We start from the raw sequence: 16,920 nt of genomic DNA on the forward strand, positions 1-16,920 counted from the left end.
GGTTTTTTTGCAAAAAAGTGTGGATGCAATCGGTTACGCTCTGTATAATGCCACGGCAATATTTATTAACCACTCTGGTCGAGATATTGCCCATGCTACGTATTGCCAAAGAAGCCCTGACGTTTGACGACGTTCTCCTCGTTCCCGCTCATTCCACCGTTCTGCCGAATACTGCTGACCTCAGCACGCAGTTGACAAAAACGATTCGCTTGAACATTCCTATGCTCTCCGCAGCCATGGACACCGTGACGGAAGCGCGCCTTGCTATTGCACTGGCACAGGAAGGCGGCATCGGTTTTATCCACAAAAACATGTCCATTGAACGCCAGGCGGAAGAAGTTCGCCGTGTGAAAAAACACGAATCCGGCGTCGTTACTGACCCGCAGACCGTTCTGCCAACCACCACCCTGCGCGAAGTGAAAGAATTGACTGAGCGTAATGGTTTCGCCGGTTACCCGGTGGTGACAGAAGATAACGAACTGGTCGGTATCATTACCGGTCGTGACGTACGTTTTGTGACTGACCTTAGCCAGCCGGTTAGCGTATATATGACGCCGAAAGAGCGCCTGGTTACCGTACGTGAAGGCGAAGCGCGTGATGTTGTTCTGGCAAAAATGCACGAAAAACGCGTTGAGAAAGCGCTGGTGGTTGACGACAGTTTCCACCTGCGTGGCATGATCACTGTAAAAGATTTCCAGAAAGCAGAACGTAAACCTAACGCCTGTAAAGACGAGCATGGCCGTCTGCGCGTAGGTGCTGCGGTAGGCGCGGGCGCGGGTAACGAAGAGCGCGTTGATGCGCTGGTTGCGGCGGGCGTTGACGTGCTGCTGATTGACTCCTCTCACGGTCACTCTGAAGGCGTTTTGCAACGCATTCGTGAAACCCGTGCAAAATACCCGGATCTGCAAATTATCGGCGGTAACGTTGCAACGGGCGCTGGCGCACGTGCGCTGGCGGAAGCCGGTTGCAGCGCGGTTAAAGTGGGTATCGGCCCAGGCTCCATCTGTACGACCCGTATCGTCACTGGCGTAGGGGTTCCGCAGATCACTGCCGTTTCCGACGCGGTTGAAGCGCTGGAAGGCACCGGTATTCCGGTTATCGCTGACGGTGGTATTCGTTTCTCCGGCGATATCGCTAAAGCCATCGCGGCGGGTGCCGCTGCTGTCATGGTAGGTTCCATGCTGGCGGGTACTGAAGAATCCCCGGGTGAAATCGAACTGTACCAGGGTCGTTCTTACAAATCCTACCGTGGTATGGGTTCCCTGGGCGCGATGTCCAAAGGTTCTTCCGACCGTTACTTCCAGAGCGATAACGCCGCTGACAAACTGGTCCCGGAAGGTATCGAAGGTCGCGTGGCTTATAAAGGTCGCCTGAAAGAGATTATTCACCAACAGATGGGCGGCCTGCGCTCCTGTATGGGTCTGACCGGCTGTGGTACTATCGACGCGCTGCGTACTCAAGCGGAATTTGTACGTATCAGCGGTGCGGGTATTCAGGAAAGCCACGTTCACGACGTGACCATCACCAAAGAATCCCCGAACTACCGTCTGGGTTCCTGATTTTCTTCGCCCGACTCTGCGTCGGGCGATTTATTTACCCTGTTTCACTTGCCTCGGAACAATCGTCAATGACAGACAATATTCACAAGCATCGCATTCTTATCCTTGATTTCGGATCGCAGTACACTCAACTGGTTGCACGTCGCGTGCGTGAGCTGGGCGTGTATTGCGAACTGTGGGCATGGGATGTTACTGAAGCACAAATTCGCGAATTTAATCCTAGCGGCATCATTCTTTCCGGTGGTCCGGAAAGCACCACTGAAGAAAACAGCCCGCGCGCACCGCAATACGTGTTTGAAGCCGGTGTTCCGGTATTCGGCGTTTGCTATGGCATGCAGACCATGGCAATGCAGCTGGGCGGTCACGTAGAAGGTTCAAATGAGCGTGAGTTCGGTTACGCGCAGGTTGAAGTTCTGACCGACAGCGCGCTGGTTCGCGGCATTGAAGACTCGCTGACAGCAGACGGTAAACCGCTGCTGGATGTGTGGATGAGCCACGGTGATAAAGTGACAGCAATCCCGTCTGACTTTGTTACCGTAGCCAGCACCGAAAGCTGCCCGTTTGCCATTATGGCGAACGAAGAGAAACGCTTCTACGGCGTACAGTTCCACCCGGAAGTGACGCACACCCGTCAGGGGATGCGCATGCTGGAACGTTTTGTACGTGATATCTGCCAGTGTGAAGCCCTGTGGACGCCGGCAAAAATCATCGACGACGCGGTTGCGCGTATTCGTGAGCAGGTTGGCAACGATAAAGTGATCCTCGGCCTGTCTGGTGGCGTTGACTCTTCTGTTACCGCCATGCTGCTGCACCGTGCTATCGGTAAAAACCTGACCTGCGTATTTGTTGATAACGGCCTGCTGCGTCTGAACGAAGCTGAGCAGGTGATGGATATGTTCGGTGACCACTTCGGTCTGAACATCGTTCACGTTCCGGCGGAAGAACGCTTCCTGACCGCGCTGAAAGGTGAGAACGATCCAGAAGCAAAACGTAAGATCATCGGTCGCGTATTCGTTGAAGTGTTCGATGAAGAAGCGCTGAAGCTGGAAGATGTGAAATGGCTGGCGCAGGGTACTATCTATCCTGACGTTATCGAATCTGCCGCGTCTGCGACCGGTAAAGCACACGTCATCAAATCTCACCACAACGTGGGCGGTTTGCCGAAAGAGATGAAGATGGGTCTGGTTGAGCCGCTGAAAGAGCTGTTCAAAGACGAAGTGCGTAAAATCGGTCTGGAGCTGGGTCTGCCGTATGACATGTTGTACCGTCATCCGTTCCCGGGTCCAGGTCTGGGCGTGCGTGTACTGGGTGAAGTGAAGAAAGAGTACTGCGACCTGCTGCGTCGTGCGGATGCTATCTTCATTGAAGAGCTGCACAAAGCTGACCTGTACAACAAAGTGAGCCAGGCGTTCACCGTGTTCCTGCCGGTTCGTTCTGTTGGCGTGATGGGCGATGGCCGTAAGTACGACTGGGTTGTTTCCCTGCGTGCTGTTGAAACCATCGATTTCATGACCGCACACTGGGCGCATCTGCCGTACGATTTCCTCGGCCGTATATCCAACCGTATTATCAACGAAGTGAACGGTATTTCCCGCGTGGTGTATGACATCAGCGGCAAACCGCCAGCAACGATTGAGTGGGAATAATCATCCCCGCTTTGACCTGAATCTGAACAGGTAATACGCGCAAAAGCCCTCTGTTTTTACAGGGGGCTTTTTACTGTCTGCTGTTCCTGATTATCGCCGTAATATCAGCAAGATAAGGAAAAATAAGAATAAGATTCATCATAGCGGCAAGCACAGCATTACGCAGGACGCAGGTGTGAATGTGTTGGGCTGAAAAGGCGTTAACAAAAGATGTGTTCAGGCGGTAATACACCGCCAGTTTCTCGTGAGGTCGGTCAATAAAGGTTAGCGCTGAGCAGGCGTTTCTACGGAGAGTGTGGACTGTTGCGCTTCTTTTTTGTCCTGATGATGATGCCACGCACCGATGGCGGAGTAGACAAAGCGACCGAAGAAGAAGAGAAAACTGATAAGCAATATGATACGGATCATGCGACTGTTAAATCGATGTCGTTTTCGCATACTGGTGGCCTGACTCACAAAAGGTTCCTTCACGTGTACCCAACGAGATGGGCGATACTTACATTAAGGCATACTGTGAGAGAATGGTCAATTCATCGTTATGTAAAAAAGCTTCAACTGTTTTATCTTTTTATGTTATGGAAATTAATTTTATTATTTGCATTAATAATGAATTAACGATAATGAAAAAGAAAAAAAGTAATAAATGATTAATGGGGGGTATTTTTTTTGATATATATCAAACGTCACCCTCAAGTGACCACTAGAATTGGTACGTCATTGTGATGTATCCGCGCATCATTGTTTTAAAGTCTGGTGGGACACCCGGCTGAAAGCTCCCTTCAGGATGTGAGGGATTCGACTGAGCATCTATGAAACTCAATAAAAATTATATTCGTATTAGAGATAAATGGTGGGCATTACCTCTCATCTTACCTTCATTGTTGTTGCCAATATTGAGCACGGCAACGACCTACGCACATATTAGTACTGGCAGTATTATTCTTTTTTATCTGCCTTTAGCACTGATGATTAGCCTGATGCTGTTTTTTGGCTTAGCCGCATTGCCGGGAATTATCGTGGCAATTTTCTGCTATAAATATCCGCAAGTGGGGCTATCAGAAACGCTCTCAATTATTGCGCACTTTATAGTTACAATCGTGCTTAGTTGGGGAGGGTATCGGGTATTTGCGCCACGTCGCAGCAACGTTGCCCATGGAGACTCGCACCTGATGTTCCAGCGCATGTTCTGGCAGGTGTTCTGTCCGGCGACGTTATTCCTGATCCTCTTTCAATTTGCGGCGTTTGTTGGGGTATACGAAAGTAAATCCGGCATGATGGGTGTAATGCCTTTAAATATTACGACACTCATTAACTATCAGGCATTACTGGTGGGGAATCTCATTGGTGTGCCACTGTGTTATTTCATTATTCGAACTCTCCGTAATCCCTTGCATTTACGCGGTTATTTTTCGCAATTAAAACTACAATTTGATAAGAAGGTAACAAAAAAAGAGCTCGCTATCTGGTTGATAATATTGACCGCACTAATGGTATTGCTGTGTATGCCATTAAGTGAGGATAGCTCCATATTTAGCACGAATTACACCTTGTCGCTCTTATTGCCGGTTATGTTGTGGGGGGCAATGCGCTACGGGTATAGATTTATTTCGTTAATATGGGCAGTCATACTTATTACGGCAATTCATCATTATCAGCGCTATATGCCCTGGTATTCGGGCTACGATACGCAGCTTGCGATCACCTCTTCAAGTTACCTGGTTTTCTCCTTCATCGTGAGTTACATGGCCGTGCTGGCCACGCGCCAGCGAATTGTGAGCGCCCGTGTCCGCCGCCTGGCTTATCTGGATCCTGTCGTACATATTCCTAATTTACGCTCTTTAAATCGGGCGTTAAAAAGTACCCCGTGGTCAGCGCTCTGTTATTTGCGCGTGCCGGGGTTAGAGTTACTCGGAAAAAATTACGGCGTCATGCTAAGGATCCAGTACAAGCAGAAACTGTCTCACTGGATTACGGAAAAACTGGCGTCGGATGAGTGTGTCTACCAGATGTCCGGGCACGACCTCGTGTTACGCCTGACGACCGAATCGCACCAGCAACGCATTGAGGCGCTGGATAAGCACATTAAGCAATTTCGCTTTATCTGGGATGGTATGACGTTGCAGCCGCAGGTCGGCGTGAGCTACTGCTATGTACGCTCTCCGGTCAGCCATATCTACCTGCTGTTGGGTGAGCTGAGTACAATTGCCGATCTCTCTCTGGCGACCAATGCGCCCGAAAATTTGCAACGACGCGGCGCCATGCACCTGCAGCGAGACCTGAAAGATAAAGTCGCCATGATGAATCGACTTCAGCAAGCGCTGGAACACGATCATTTCTTCCTGATGGCACAACCGATCTTTGGCGTACGTGGGGATGCGTATCATGAAATCCTGCTACGGCTAAAGGGGGAGGAGGGGGAGACCATTGCGCCTGATTGTTTTTTGCCTGTCGCGCATGAGTTTGGATTGTCATCCAGCATCGATCTTTGGGTGATTGAGCATACGCTGAAATTTATGGCTCAGAATCGGGAAAGCATGCCAGCCCGTCGCTTTGCTATCAATTTGTCACCGACGTCCGTGTGTCGTGCCCGACTCCCGACCGATATCGCTCAATTGCTGGCGAAGTATCAGATTGAAGCGTGGCAACTGGTGTTTGAGGTGACGGAGAGTAACGCATTAACCAATGCAGAGCAGGCTCAGGCAACGTTGTTGCAGTTGCAGGTATTGGGCTGTCAGATAGCGATTGATGATTTTGGTACCGGCTACGCCAGCTATGCGCGGCTGAAAAACGTCAATGCCGATATTCTGAAGATCGACGGTAGCTTTATCCGCAATATGGTATCGAATAGCCTCGACTACCAAATTGTGGCGTCGATTTGCCATTTGGCGCGCATGAAGAAAATGCGAGTGGTTGCAGAGTACGTCGAAAGTGAAGAAATACGCAGTGCGGTCGTTTCGCTGGGTATTGATTATATGCAGGGGTATTTGATTGGCAAACCGCAGCCGTTGGATGCGATCCTGGAAGAACAGGCGCCAGACGTGCTGGCACCTGTCGAAAACTCACGCGGCGATATCGGGTGAGCTCTCTTCTTCAATTTTGAGTCGCCATCCTGTAACGGCTTCCCAGTACTGCTGTTCTTTTTCCAGATCGAGCAACACCAGGGCGTTTTGGCTGAACCAGTCGTGCGGGAAACGCAATGTCCAGTGATTGTCGTCGGTTATCAGCGTCAGCGTTGGCGGCGTTGTCGTCGCCTGACGCTGATTATTCAGCAATACCCCCAGCCGGAGCAGCTGGATTAACGGCAGGAACTGTTTTTTCTTGAACAGGGTGAAACGCGGGAGGTCGTCCAGCTTCACGGCTTTACGGTGATAGCGAACTAACGTCGCCATCATCAACTGCTGCTCCTGGTTGAACCCCGGCAGGTCGCTGTTTTGCAGAATATAAGCCGAGTGGCGGTGCAGGGCGCTGTGGTTAATGTTTAACCCAACTTCGTGCAGCATTGCCGCCCAGCGGAGTAGCGCTTCCAGTTGCGGATTCGCCAGTTTTGGCTGCTGAGCGTGCCACTGTTCATACATCTGCATGGTCGTTTCCAGTACGCGTCGAGCCTGTTCACTGTCGATGTTGTACTGGTTCGCCAGGCTACTGGCGGTACGGCTGCGCACATCCTGGTGGCGAAAACGACCTTCCATTTCATACAGTACGCCTTCACGCAGTGCGCCATCGGAAAGCCGAAGCTCACGGATAGCCAGCGCATCAAAAACGCCGCACAGAATAGCCAGACCCGGCACAAAAACCGCTTTTCGTTCTTCAGACAACCCCGGCAAACTGAGCGCCTCAAAGGAGTTGTGTTTCAGGACTTCACTGGTCAGCTTGTCCAGACGTTCAGGGGTGATAAAACCATCTTTCTCGCCCATCTCCAGCAGTACTTCGTGCGCCGCCTTAATGGTGCCTGAGGCGCCCAGCGCGACGTTCCAGCCCTGAATGCGAAACTGCCAGGTCAATGTCTCCAGTTTTTGCGCTGCCGCCATACGGGCGCGCTGGAAATTTTCCCGGCTAATTGTGCCGCCAGGGAAATACATCTGAGCAAAGCTGACACAGCCCATACGGCGGCTTTCGACCAGTTTGGGCTCGAAATCTTCCCCGATCACCAGCTCCGTCGATCCACCGCCGATGTCGATGACCAGTTTGCGACCTTTCTCTGGCTGTGTATGTTCCACGCCCATAAAAATCAGTCGGGCTTCTTCGTTGCCGGAAATAATTTCAATCGGATAAGGAATGACCTTTTCTGCCCGCTTGAGAAAATCCGTCGCGTTCAGTGCCTGACGCAAGGTATGGGTTCCCACAATACATACGCTTGATGGAGGGAAACCCTGCAGACGTTCTGCGAACAATGACAAACAGCTTAATCCGCGTTCCATTGCCTCTTCGCTCAGCTTGTTGTCTTCGCCGAGGCCGTCCGCCAGATGTACGCGTTGTTTCAGCCGTCCGATAATTTGCATCGCGCCATCAACCACGCGGGCAATGACCATATGAAAACTATTTGATCCAAGATCGACCGCAGCGAACTCCTGCGGTCGTGGTGACTTGTCGTGTATTGGCATAGCGTTAGTCAGGTTGCTCGAGTGATTTGATGTAGTCATAAATCGCCAATTGTGACTGAACCTTACGACGGTTTCCACGAGGCACGTAGCGATTACTCAGTTCTTTATCGATGTAACGGGCTTTCACCGTATCGCTGAACAGGATCTCGATAATATCCAGCACGCGTTGCTTAAGGCGTGGGTCAAGAAGCGGAGTGGCGACTTCGATACGATAATCGATGTTCCTCGTCATCCAGTCTGCGGAGGAGAGATACACTTGCTTATCGCCGCCGTTCTCGAAGATATAGACCCGATCATGCTCAAGGTAGCGGTCAACGATGCTGATGACGCGAATATTGTCACTGATCCCTTCTAAGCTCGGGATCAGCGAACACATACCACGGATCAGTAAATTGACCGGCACTCCTGAACTTGAGGCCGCGTAAAGGCGATCAACCAGCCCTTTATCGACCAGGTTATTCAGTTTTAAGGTGATACCAGAAGGTAATCCCTGCTGCGCATTGGCAATCTCTTTGTCGATCATGCTGTACAGCAGACGCCGGGAGTTTTGTGGAGACACCAGCAGATAATCGAACGTCACCGGACGATACGGGTTCTCAATAAAGTTGAACACCCGGCGGACCTCATTGGTAATGCGAGAATCAGCGGTGAGCAATGAATAGTCGGTATACAGACGAGCCGTTTTTTCGTTGAAGTTGCCGGTACCAATATGGGCGTAGCGTACGACCTCATCGCCTTCTTTACGTGAGATCAGGAACAGCTTGGCGTGAATTTTCAGCCCTGGCGCGGAGAAGATAACGTGTACGCCGGCTTCGGTCAGACGCTTGGCCCAATGAATGTTGGCTTCTTCATCGAAACGCGCCTGCAGTTCTACCACTACCGTCACTTTCTTACTGTTGTGAGCGGCGTGGATCATTGCGTCGATGATGCGCGAGTCTTTTGCCACACGGTAGATGTTGATTTTAATCGCCAGTACGCTCGGGTCAAAGGAGGCCTGACGCAGCAGCTCAAGTACGTGCTCAAAAGTATGGTACGGATAATACAGCAACACATCGCGCTCGCGAATGGCGTCAAATCCGTTACGGAATTTCTCGTTATCAAACCAAATGTGGCGCAGACGCGGCAGCGGTTTGTTGACCAGATTGGCTTTGCCAACGTTAGGGAAGTTAATAAAGTCTTTAAAATTATGGTAACGGCCACCGGGTACGATTGAGTCGTAGCGAGAAATGGTCAGCTTTTCACGCAGAACTTCTACCAGCGCATTTGGCATATCGCGCTGATAAACAAAGCGCACAGGTTCAGCGGTCAGACGCTGCTTCAGACTGGACGACATGAGTTCCATCAGGCTGGATTCCATTTCGTGCACCAAATCGTATTCGGCGTCGCGGGTCATTTTCATCGAATAGGCATTCAGCGCATCGTAATCAAAGAACCCTTTGAAGATGTCATCAAGGCAATAACGTAAGATATTATCCAACAGGATCATTGGCTTGCGACGGCGCGGCGTTTCCGGCGGCAGATTCACAAAGCGGGGAACCTTATCAGACGGAATTTCCAGCAGCGCATAGCGAATGGTATCGCCGCGAATAATCTCCACAGCCAGATAGGTATAGTCGTCTTTCAAAAACTGGACTAAATCTGTTTCGCGGTTAATCAGGATCGGCGTAATGTGCTGGCGAAGATATTGCTTGAAGTAATGGCGTAACCAGCTCTGTTGGTTCACTGACAGCTGGCGTTCATTGATTAAGAAGATTTGGTTGCGAGCCATCTCCAGCAACAATTCGTTGTACAGACCGTCAAATTCCTGATCGGCTTTTAAAACGCGGGCCTGGATTTTACCTAACAGATGGCGGGAGTGAGAGTTTGAACCCTGTTCTTCGCTAATAATGATACGGCGCTTCAGTTCGGCAAAGCGAACTTTGTAAAACTCGTCGAGGTTATTGGAATAGATGCCTAAGAAGCGCATCCGTTCGATCAACGGGTTTGATTTATCAGCAGCTTCCTGGAGTACACGTTCATTGAACGCTAACCAGCTGAGTTCTTTCTCGATATATAGCTTTTCCTGACCCATTACCACTTTTACTCCGTTTCATTCACGGGACACTACCGATTTATTATGGCGAGCATTGCTCTCAGATGTCCAACTGTGCCAGAAAAGTATGACAATAAACCGTCTGATAGCAAAGAGAAAGGGATACCCGTGGTGTAGGCCGGATAAGGCATTGATGCCGCTATCCGGTAATCAGATACTGCAATGCCGAATAGTGACACTGAGGTCTCTTTTCCGGCATGGAGATGGGGTGTCATTGGCGACGGTATTATTCGTCAGCCGCATAACCTTGTGGTGAAAGGCGATTGCCATCCAGCCAGGCGGCGTTATCACGCATCTTCAGGCGACCATCGACAAACCAGCTTACCACCAGCGGGTAAATGGCATGCTCCTGTGCCTGCACACGGGCAGTGACATCCTCTTCGCTATCGCCGTCAAAAACCGGAACCTTCGCTTGTAAAATCACCGGTCCACCGTCCAGTTCGTCAGTCACGAAATGAACGGAAGTACCATGCTCTTCATCGCCGTTTTGCAGCACCTGACGGTGCGTGTGCAGACCAGGATATTTTGGCAGCAAAGAAGGGTGTATGTTCAGCAGACGTCCTGAATAGTGAGCGACAAATGCCGGGCTGAGAATACGCATATACCCGGCTAGCACCACCACATCGGGTGCCCAGGTGTCGATCTCCCGGATCAGTTCCCGATCGAACGCGTCGCGACTGTCAAACTGGCTGGATTCCAGGGAATAGGCTGGAATCGTCGCTTCTCGCGCACGTTCAAGGCCGAACGCATCGGCCTTGTTGCTGAATACTGCACGTATGGTGCCATTGATTTTTTTCTGTTTGCAGGCGTCGATTATCGCCTGCAAATTGCTTCCGTTGCCGGAAATGAGCACCACAATGTTTTTCATTCAATGACCACACGCTGTTCGGAATCAGAAGCTTTGATGATACCGATTTTCCATGCGTTTTCACCTTTTGCCTTCAGCAGGGCGAGGGCGCTTTCCACTTCAGCTTCCGGCAGGGCAATAACCATGCCTACGCCGCAGTTAAAGGTGCGGTACATCTCGTGCTGGCTGACGTTACCGGCGCTTTGCAGCCAGTTGAAGACGGCAGGCCATTGCCATGATGATTCGTCGATAACCGCCTGGGTGTTATCTGGCAGTACGCGAGGAATATTTTCCCAGAAACCACCGCCGGTCAGGTGCGCGATAGCATGGACATCAACCTTCTCGATCAGATCCAGAATGGATTTCACATAGATGCGGGTCGGAGCCAGTAAGTGATCGGCCAGCGGTTTACCTTCAAGCTCGGTTGTTTCCGGGTCACAACCGCTGACTTCGACGATTTTACGCACCAGCGAATAACCGTTGGAATGCGGACCGCTGGAGCCCAGCGCAATCAGTACATCGCCATCAGCCACTTTTGAACCGTCGATAATTTCTGATTTCTCGACCACCCCGACGCAGAAACCAGCCACGTCGTAATCTTCACCGTGGTACATGCCCGGCATTTCAGCGGTCTCTCCACCGACCAGCGCACAACCGGACTGCAGGCAACCTTCGGCAATGCCGTTAATCACGCTGGCTGCGGTATCCACATCCAGTTTGCCTGTCGCGTAGTAGTCGAGGAAAAACAGCGGCTCAGCGCCCTGAACAACGAGGTCATTGACACACATTGCCACCAGGTCAATACCGATGGTGTCGTGGCGTTTCAGATCCATCGCCAGACGCAGTTTGGTGCCGACGCCATCCGTGCCGGAAACCAGTACCGGTTCACGATATTTTTGCGGCAATGCGCACAGCGCACCGAAGCCACCCAGACCACCCATCACTTCCGGGCGACGCGTTTTCTTTACTACGCCTTTGATTCGATCAACCAGAGCGTTACCCGCATCAATATCAACACCGGCATCTTTGTAGCTAAGAGAGGTTTTATCGGTCACTGCCTGGTTCCCCACGTGTTTACTTTGAGTAAAAGTTAAATTCGGCGCAATTCTAACAGGGAAAGCAAACGTTTGCGAGCCTGCTCTGCATTGACTTTTATCTGCTGGATTTTTCAGCACTCTCCGCTCTTGGAGGCATTTGTTTGAACTGTGCCACGAAAATGAAACCGGGTTCATTCTTGTGCTTGAAACCTGCCTGGTGAATACACAGTATCTTACTGAAACCGGTTTCTGTTTTCTGTTATGTACCTCAGAGCATGCGTTTTTGAACAGTGCAATCACCATAGGGGAAAGGTATGTCTGGATTTAAAGCAGATTTCATGTGGGGCGGCGCGGTTGCCGCTCATCAGCTTGAAGGTGGCTGGCAGGAGGGGGGAAAAGGAATGAGCGTTGCCGATGTGATGACGGCAGGGGCTCATGGAGTGGCGCGCGAAATTACCGACGGTGTGATTAGCGGCAAAAATTACCCTAACCATGAGGCTATCGACTTCTACCACCGCTATAAAGACGACATTAAACTGTTTGCCGAAATGGGCTTTAAATGTTTTCGCACATCCATTGCCTGGACACGTATTTTTCCGCGAGGGGATGAAACCCAACCCAACGAGGCCGGATTGCAGTTTTATGATGACCTGTTTGACGAATGCCTGAAATACGGAATTGAACCGGTCATTACGCTGTCGCATTTTGAGATGCCTTATCATCTGGTGACAGAGTACGGTGGCTGGCGTAACCGCAAACTGATTGATTTCTTTGTCCGTTTTGCCCGGGTGGTCTTCACCCGTTACCAGCACAAAGTGAAGTACTGGATGACGTTTAATGAGATCAACAACCAGGCGAACTATCACGAAGATTTTGCCCCCTTTACCAACTCGGGCCTGAAGTACCTACCAGGAGAGGACCGTGAGCCGGTAATGTACCAGGCGGCGCACTATGAGTTGGTCGCCAGCGCATTGGCGGTAAAGGCCGCGCGTGAAATTAACCCGGCATTGCGGGTTGGGTGCATGATCGCCATGTGTCCTATCTACCCGCTGACCTGTGCGCCAGACGATATGATGATGGCGATGAACGCCATGCACCGACGTTACTGGTTTACCGACGTACATGTGCGCGGAAAATATCCGCAGCATCTGCTTAATTACTTTGAACGTCGCGGTTTTGCGCTGGATATCACCGAGGAAGACCGTCAGGCCCTGACTCATGGCTGTGTCGATTACATCGGTTTTAGCTACTATATGTCGTTTGCGACTCAGGCCACGGCGGATAATCCGCAGCTCGATTATGACGAATCGAAAAGCCTGGTTTCCAACCCGTACGTGCAGAAGTCGGACTGGGGATGGCAGATTGATCCGGTGGGTCTTCGCTATGCATTGAACTGGTTTTGGGATCACTATCAGCTACCGCTGTTTATCGTTGAGAACGGGTTTGGCGCGATTGATGTACTGGAGCGTGATGGTACGGTAAACGACCAGTACCGTATCGACTACCTTGCTGCGCACATCCGTGAGATGAAAAAAGCGGTGGTGGAAGATGGCGTGGATCTGATGGGCTACACGCCGTGGGGCTGCATTGATTTAGTGTCAGCGGGGACCGGGGAAATGAAAAAACGCTACGGCTTTATTTATGTCGATAAAAATAATGACGGTAGCGGGACATTAGCGCGCTCTCCGAAGATATCTTTTTCATGGTATCAAAAGGTCATACATACAAACGCTGAATGTTTATAGAATTCAATGCATTGATACCAAACCCCGCCCGTTGTGCGGGGTTTGCTTTATACTCATCATCCAGACGCAAATGACTTTGGTTGATCCATATCAAGCGTATACGGTGTTGCGCCAGAGAGGAAAAGCGGTATAATCCGGCGATTTTTTTTGTGGTTGCCACTCGTCTGAGGAAAGGAGAAGAGTATGAAGATCGTGGAAGTCAAACACCCACTCGTCAAACACAAGCTGGGATTGATGCGTGAAAACGACATCAGCACTAAACGCTTTCGTGAACTCGCCTCGGAAGTTGGCAGTCTGCTGACTTATGAAGCAACCGCCGGTCTGGAAACCGAAAAAGTGACCATTGAAGGCTGGAATGGCCCGGTTGAAGTAGACCAAATCAAGGGTAAAAAAATCACCGTTGTGCCAATCCTGCGTGCGGGTCTCGGTATGATGGAAGGCGTACTGGAAAACGTACCAAGTGCGCGTATCAGCGTTGTGGGAATGTACCGTAACGAAGAAACGCTGGAGCCGGTACCTTACTTCCAGAAACTGGTTTCTAACATCGATGAGCGTATGGCGCTGATCGTTGACCCGATGCTGGCTACCGGTGGTTCGGTTATTGCGACCATCGACCTGCTGAAAAATGCGGGCTGCAGCAGCATTAAAGTGCTGGTACTGGTCGCAGCACCGGAAGGTATCGCCGCACTGGAAAAAGCGCACCCGGATGTTGAGCTGTACACCGCATCTATCGATCAGGGGCTGAACGAGCACGGATACATTATTCCGGGACTCGGCGATGCCGGCGATAAGATTTTTGGTACTAAGTAAATGAACAAATAAAAAGAAGCCGACTTTAAGAGTCGGCTTTTTTTTGAATAAAACAACCAAATCGCTAATAACAAACAACACTCAGAGGAAAACACTATGACGCGCCGTGCTATCGGGGTGAGTGAAAGACCGCCGCTTTTACAGACAATCCCGCTTAGTTTGCAGCACCTGTTCGCCATGTTTGGCGCAACGGTACTGGTGCCAGTTCTGTTCCACATCAACCCGGCTACCGTCCTGCTGTTTAACGGCATTGGTACGTTGCTGTATCTCTTTATCTGTAAAGGAAAAATCCCTGCTTATCTGGGGTCCAGCTTCGCATTTATCTCCCCGGTACTACTGTTGCTGCCGTTAGGGTATGAAGTGGCGCTCGGTGGTTTTATTATGTGCGGCGTTCTGTTCTGCCTGGTTTCTTTCATTGTGAAGAAAGCAGGGACAGGCTGGCTGGATGTGATGTTCCCACCCGCGGCAATGGGCGCAATCGTTGCCGTCATCGGTCTGGAACTGGCGGGTGTGGCTGCGGGCATGGCTGGCTTGCTGCCTGCTGAAGGACAATTACCGGATTCTAAAACCATCATCATCTCTATGGTGACGCTGGCGGTAACGGTATTCGGTTCCGTGCTGTTCCGTGGCTTTATGGCCATTATTCCTATTCTGATTGGGGTGCTGGCGGGCTATGCGCTCTCCTTTGTCATGGGCGTCGTGGATACCACGCCGATTGCACAGGCTCACTGGTTTGCTCTGCCGACCTTCTACACGCCACGCTTTGAATGGGTTGCTATCCTGACCATTCTGCCTGCGGCGCTGGTGGTGATTGCCGAACACGTCGGGCATCTGGTGGTCACGGCCAATATCGTGAAGAAAGATTTGATCCGTGATCCTGGCCTGCATCGTTCGATGTTCGCTAACGGTCTCTCCACGGTGATTTCCGGTTTCTTTGGCTCCACGCCGAATACCACTTACGGCGAAAACATCGGTGTGATGGCGATTACCCGTGTGTACAGTACCTGGGTTATTGGCGGCGCGGCGATTTTTGCCATTCTGCTCTCCTGCGTGGGTAAACTGGCTGCCGCGATTCAGATCATTCCATTGCCGGTCATGGGCGGCGTATCGCTGCTACTTTACGGGGTGATCGGCGCTTCCGGTATTCGCGTATTGATCGAATCAAAAGTGGATTACAACAAAGCGCAAAACCTGATCCTGACGTCGGTCATTCTGATCATCGGCGTGAGTGGCGCGAAGGTGCACATTGGGGCTGCTGAGCTGAAAGGAATGGCGCTGGCGACCATTGTGGGTGTGTGCCTGAGCCTGATCTTCAAAGTGATCAGTTTGCTGCGTCCGGAAGAAGTTGTTCTGGATGCTGAAGATGCCGAGACACCGCAACACTAAGTCTCTGACCGGGCAGCAGTGCTGCCCGGTTCTATCACGACACATTTCTGTGGTAAACTCACCACGATTTTATGAAATCCTGGGTTGAGGTATCTCTGAACACACCGGCACAGCTCTCTTTGCCACTTTATCTTCCTGACGATGAAACGTTTGCAAGTTTCTGGCCGGGGGATAACTCCTCTTTACTGGCCGCGCTGCAAAATGTGCTGCGTCAGGAACATAGCGGGTATATCTATCTTTGGTCGCGTGAAGGCGCGGGCCGCAGCCATTTACTGCATGCAGCGTGCGCCGAACTGTCCGGGCGCGGCGATGCGGTAGGCTATGTGCCGCTGGATAAACGCACCTGGTTCGTACCGGAAGTACTTGACGGTATGGAGCATCTGTCACTGGTGTGTATCGATAACATCGAATGCGTGGCCGGAGATTCCTTGTGGGAGATGGCGATCTTTGATCTCTACAACCGCATACTTGAATCCGGGAAAACTCGCCTGCTGATCACCGGCGATCGCCCGCCAAGACAACTGAATCTCGGGTTGCCGGATCTGGCTTCGCGTCTGGATTGGGGACAGATCTACAAGCTTCAACCACTCTCGGATGAAGATAAACTTCAGGCGTTGCAATTACGCGCCCGGCTGCGTGGGTTCGAACTCCCAGAGGATGTGGGGCGTTTTCTGCTAAAACGTCTGGATCGGGAAATGCGCACTTTATTTATGACGTTGGATCAACTGGATCACGCGTCAATCACCGCTCAGCGCAAACTGACCATTCCGTTCGTTAAAGAGATTTTAAAACTGTAAGCACCGCAGTCGGCATGACGACGGTGCTTGCTGTGGTTAACCGACGATTTCCAGTACCTGCTCTGGCGGACGACCAATCCGCGCCTGACCGTTAGCGACCACAATCGGACGCTCCATCAGTTTTGGATTTTCCACCATTGCCTGAATCAACGCATTTTCACTCAGCTGCGCATCCGCCAGATTAAGCGACTTGTAGAGATCTTCTTTCTGGCGCATGAGTTCGCGGGCGCTGGACATGCCCAGCATCTGCAGCAGCTGACGCAGCGTTGCGGCATCAGCAGGGGTCTCGAGATAAAGCACCACTTCCGGCTCTACGCCGTTGGATTTAAGTAATTCCAGCGTTTCACGACTCTTTGAGCAGCGTGGGTTATGGTAGATCTTAATCGCGTCAGACATTGTT

14 protein-coding genes are annotated in these 16,920 nt (G+C 51.2%); 8 read left to right on the forward strand and 6 right to left on the reverse strand.

Going from position 1 to position 16,920, the window contains the following annotated elements; all coding sequences use genetic code 11:
• Window positions 1-92: 92 nt before the first annotated feature.
• Together guaB and guaA are read left to right on the forward strand one after the other, a co-directional pair.
• The gene (gene guaB, locus N7268_RS16120) at window positions 93-1,559 is read left to right on the forward strand and encodes an IMP dehydrogenase (RefSeq protein ID WP_198903353.1); all 1,467 of its coding nucleotides are present in this window, start codon (window positions 93-95) and stop codon (window positions 1,557-1,559) included.
• Window positions 1,560-1,627: 68 nt separating this feature from the next.
• Window positions 1,628-3,205 (forward strand): glutamine-hydrolyzing GMP synthase, encoded by a 1,578-nt coding sequence (gene guaA / locus N7268_RS16125; RefSeq protein WP_260863688.1) that lies wholly within the window; start codon window positions 1,628-1,630, stop codon window positions 3,203-3,205.
• A 264-nt stretch (window positions 3,206-3,469) separates the two neighbouring features.
• On the opposite strand, the gene N7268_RS16130 is transcribed toward guaA, so the two are convergent.
• A complete protein-coding gene (locus tag N7268_RS16130) occupies window positions 3,470-3,661 on the reverse strand; it encodes a YfgG family protein (RefSeq protein WP_198903355.1) in 192 nt (63 codons plus the stop codon).
• A gap of 29 nt (window positions 3,662-3,690) precedes the next feature.
• On the opposite strand from N7268_RS16130, the gene N7268_RS16135 reads away from it, so the two are divergent.
• Together N7268_RS16135 and N7268_RS16140 are read left to right on the forward strand one after the other, a co-directional pair.
• Window positions 3,691-3,852, forward strand: a complete 162-nt coding sequence (locus N7268_RS16135) for a hypothetical protein (RefSeq protein WP_260863689.1) — start codon at window positions 3,691-3,693, stop codon at window positions 3,850-3,852.
• A gap of 162 nt (window positions 3,853-4,014) precedes the next feature.
• Entirely contained in the window at window positions 4,015-6,285 is a 2,271-nt protein-coding gene (locus tag N7268_RS16140) for a sensor domain-containing phosphodiesterase (protein WP_260863690.1), read from the forward strand.
• Here the strand turns inward: N7268_RS16140 and ppx are convergent.
• The 4 genes from ppx to purM form a co-directional block, all read right to left on the reverse strand.
• Window positions 6,265-7,806 (reverse strand): exopolyphosphatase, encoded by a 1,542-nt coding sequence (ppx, locus tag N7268_RS16145; protein ID WP_260863691.1) that lies wholly within the window; start codon window positions 7,804-7,806, stop codon window positions 6,265-6,267. The genes N7268_RS16140 and ppx overlap by 21 nt on opposite strands.
• 4 nt (window positions 7,807-7,810) lie before the next feature.
• The gene (gene ppk1, locus N7268_RS16150) at window positions 7,811-9,877 is read right to left on the reverse strand and encodes a polyphosphate kinase 1 (protein ID WP_260863692.1); all 2,067 of its coding nucleotides are present in this window, start codon (window positions 9,875-9,877) and stop codon (window positions 7,811-7,813) included.
• Between the two features lie 247 nt (window positions 9,878-10,124).
• Window positions 10,125-10,766: a phosphoribosylglycinamide formyltransferase gene (purN, locus tag N7268_RS16155; protein WP_198903359.1), complete on the reverse strand. Its 642-nt coding sequence runs from the start codon at window positions 10,764-10,766 to the stop codon at window positions 10,125-10,127.
• A complete protein-coding gene (purM, locus tag N7268_RS16160) occupies window positions 10,763-11,800 on the reverse strand; it encodes a phosphoribosylformylglycinamidine cyclo-ligase (protein ID WP_260863693.1) in 1,038 nt (345 codons plus the stop codon). The genes purN and purM overlap by 4 nt, the downstream gene beginning before the upstream one ends.
• A 296-nt stretch (window positions 11,801-12,096) precedes the next feature.
• Between purM and N7268_RS16165 the strand changes: the two genes are divergently transcribed.
• From N7268_RS16165 to N7268_RS16180, 4 genes are all read left to right on the forward strand, one after another.
• A complete protein-coding gene (locus N7268_RS16165; RefSeq protein WP_260863694.1) occupies window positions 12,097-13,527 on the forward strand; it encodes a 6-phospho-beta-glucosidase in 1,431 nt (476 codons plus the stop codon).
• Window positions 13,528-13,710: 183 nt separating this feature from the next.
• Window positions 13,711-14,337, forward strand: coding sequence for a uracil phosphoribosyltransferase (gene upp, locus N7268_RS16170; protein ID WP_096756189.1), 627 nt, complete (start codon window positions 13,711-13,713; stop codon window positions 14,335-14,337).
• Window positions 14,338-14,433: 96 nt separating this feature from the next.
• A complete protein-coding gene (gene uraA / locus N7268_RS16175; RefSeq protein WP_260863695.1) occupies window positions 14,434-15,723 on the forward strand; it encodes a uracil permease in 1,290 nt (429 codons plus the stop codon).
• Window positions 15,724-15,818: 95 nt separating this feature from the next.
• A complete protein-coding gene (locus N7268_RS16180) occupies window positions 15,819-16,520 on the forward strand; it encodes a DnaA inactivator Hda (protein ID WP_260864688.1) in 702 nt (233 codons plus the stop codon).
• 36 nt (window positions 16,521-16,556) lie between these two features.
• Here the strand turns inward: N7268_RS16180 and arsC are convergent, their stop codons facing one another.
• Window positions 16,557-16,916 carry an arsenate reductase (glutaredoxin) gene (arsC, locus tag N7268_RS16185; protein ID WP_260863696.1) on the reverse strand — a complete coding sequence of 120 codons (360 nt, stop codon included), beginning with the start codon at window positions 16,914-16,916 and terminating at the stop codon, window positions 16,557-16,559.
• Window positions 16,917-16,920: the final 4 nt, after the last annotated feature.

Origin of the sequence: Citrobacter sp. Marseille-Q6884, from assembly GCF_945906775.1 — a bacterium.
Taxonomy (GTDB): Bacteria; Pseudomonadota; Gammaproteobacteria; order Enterobacterales; family Enterobacteriaceae; genus Citrobacter.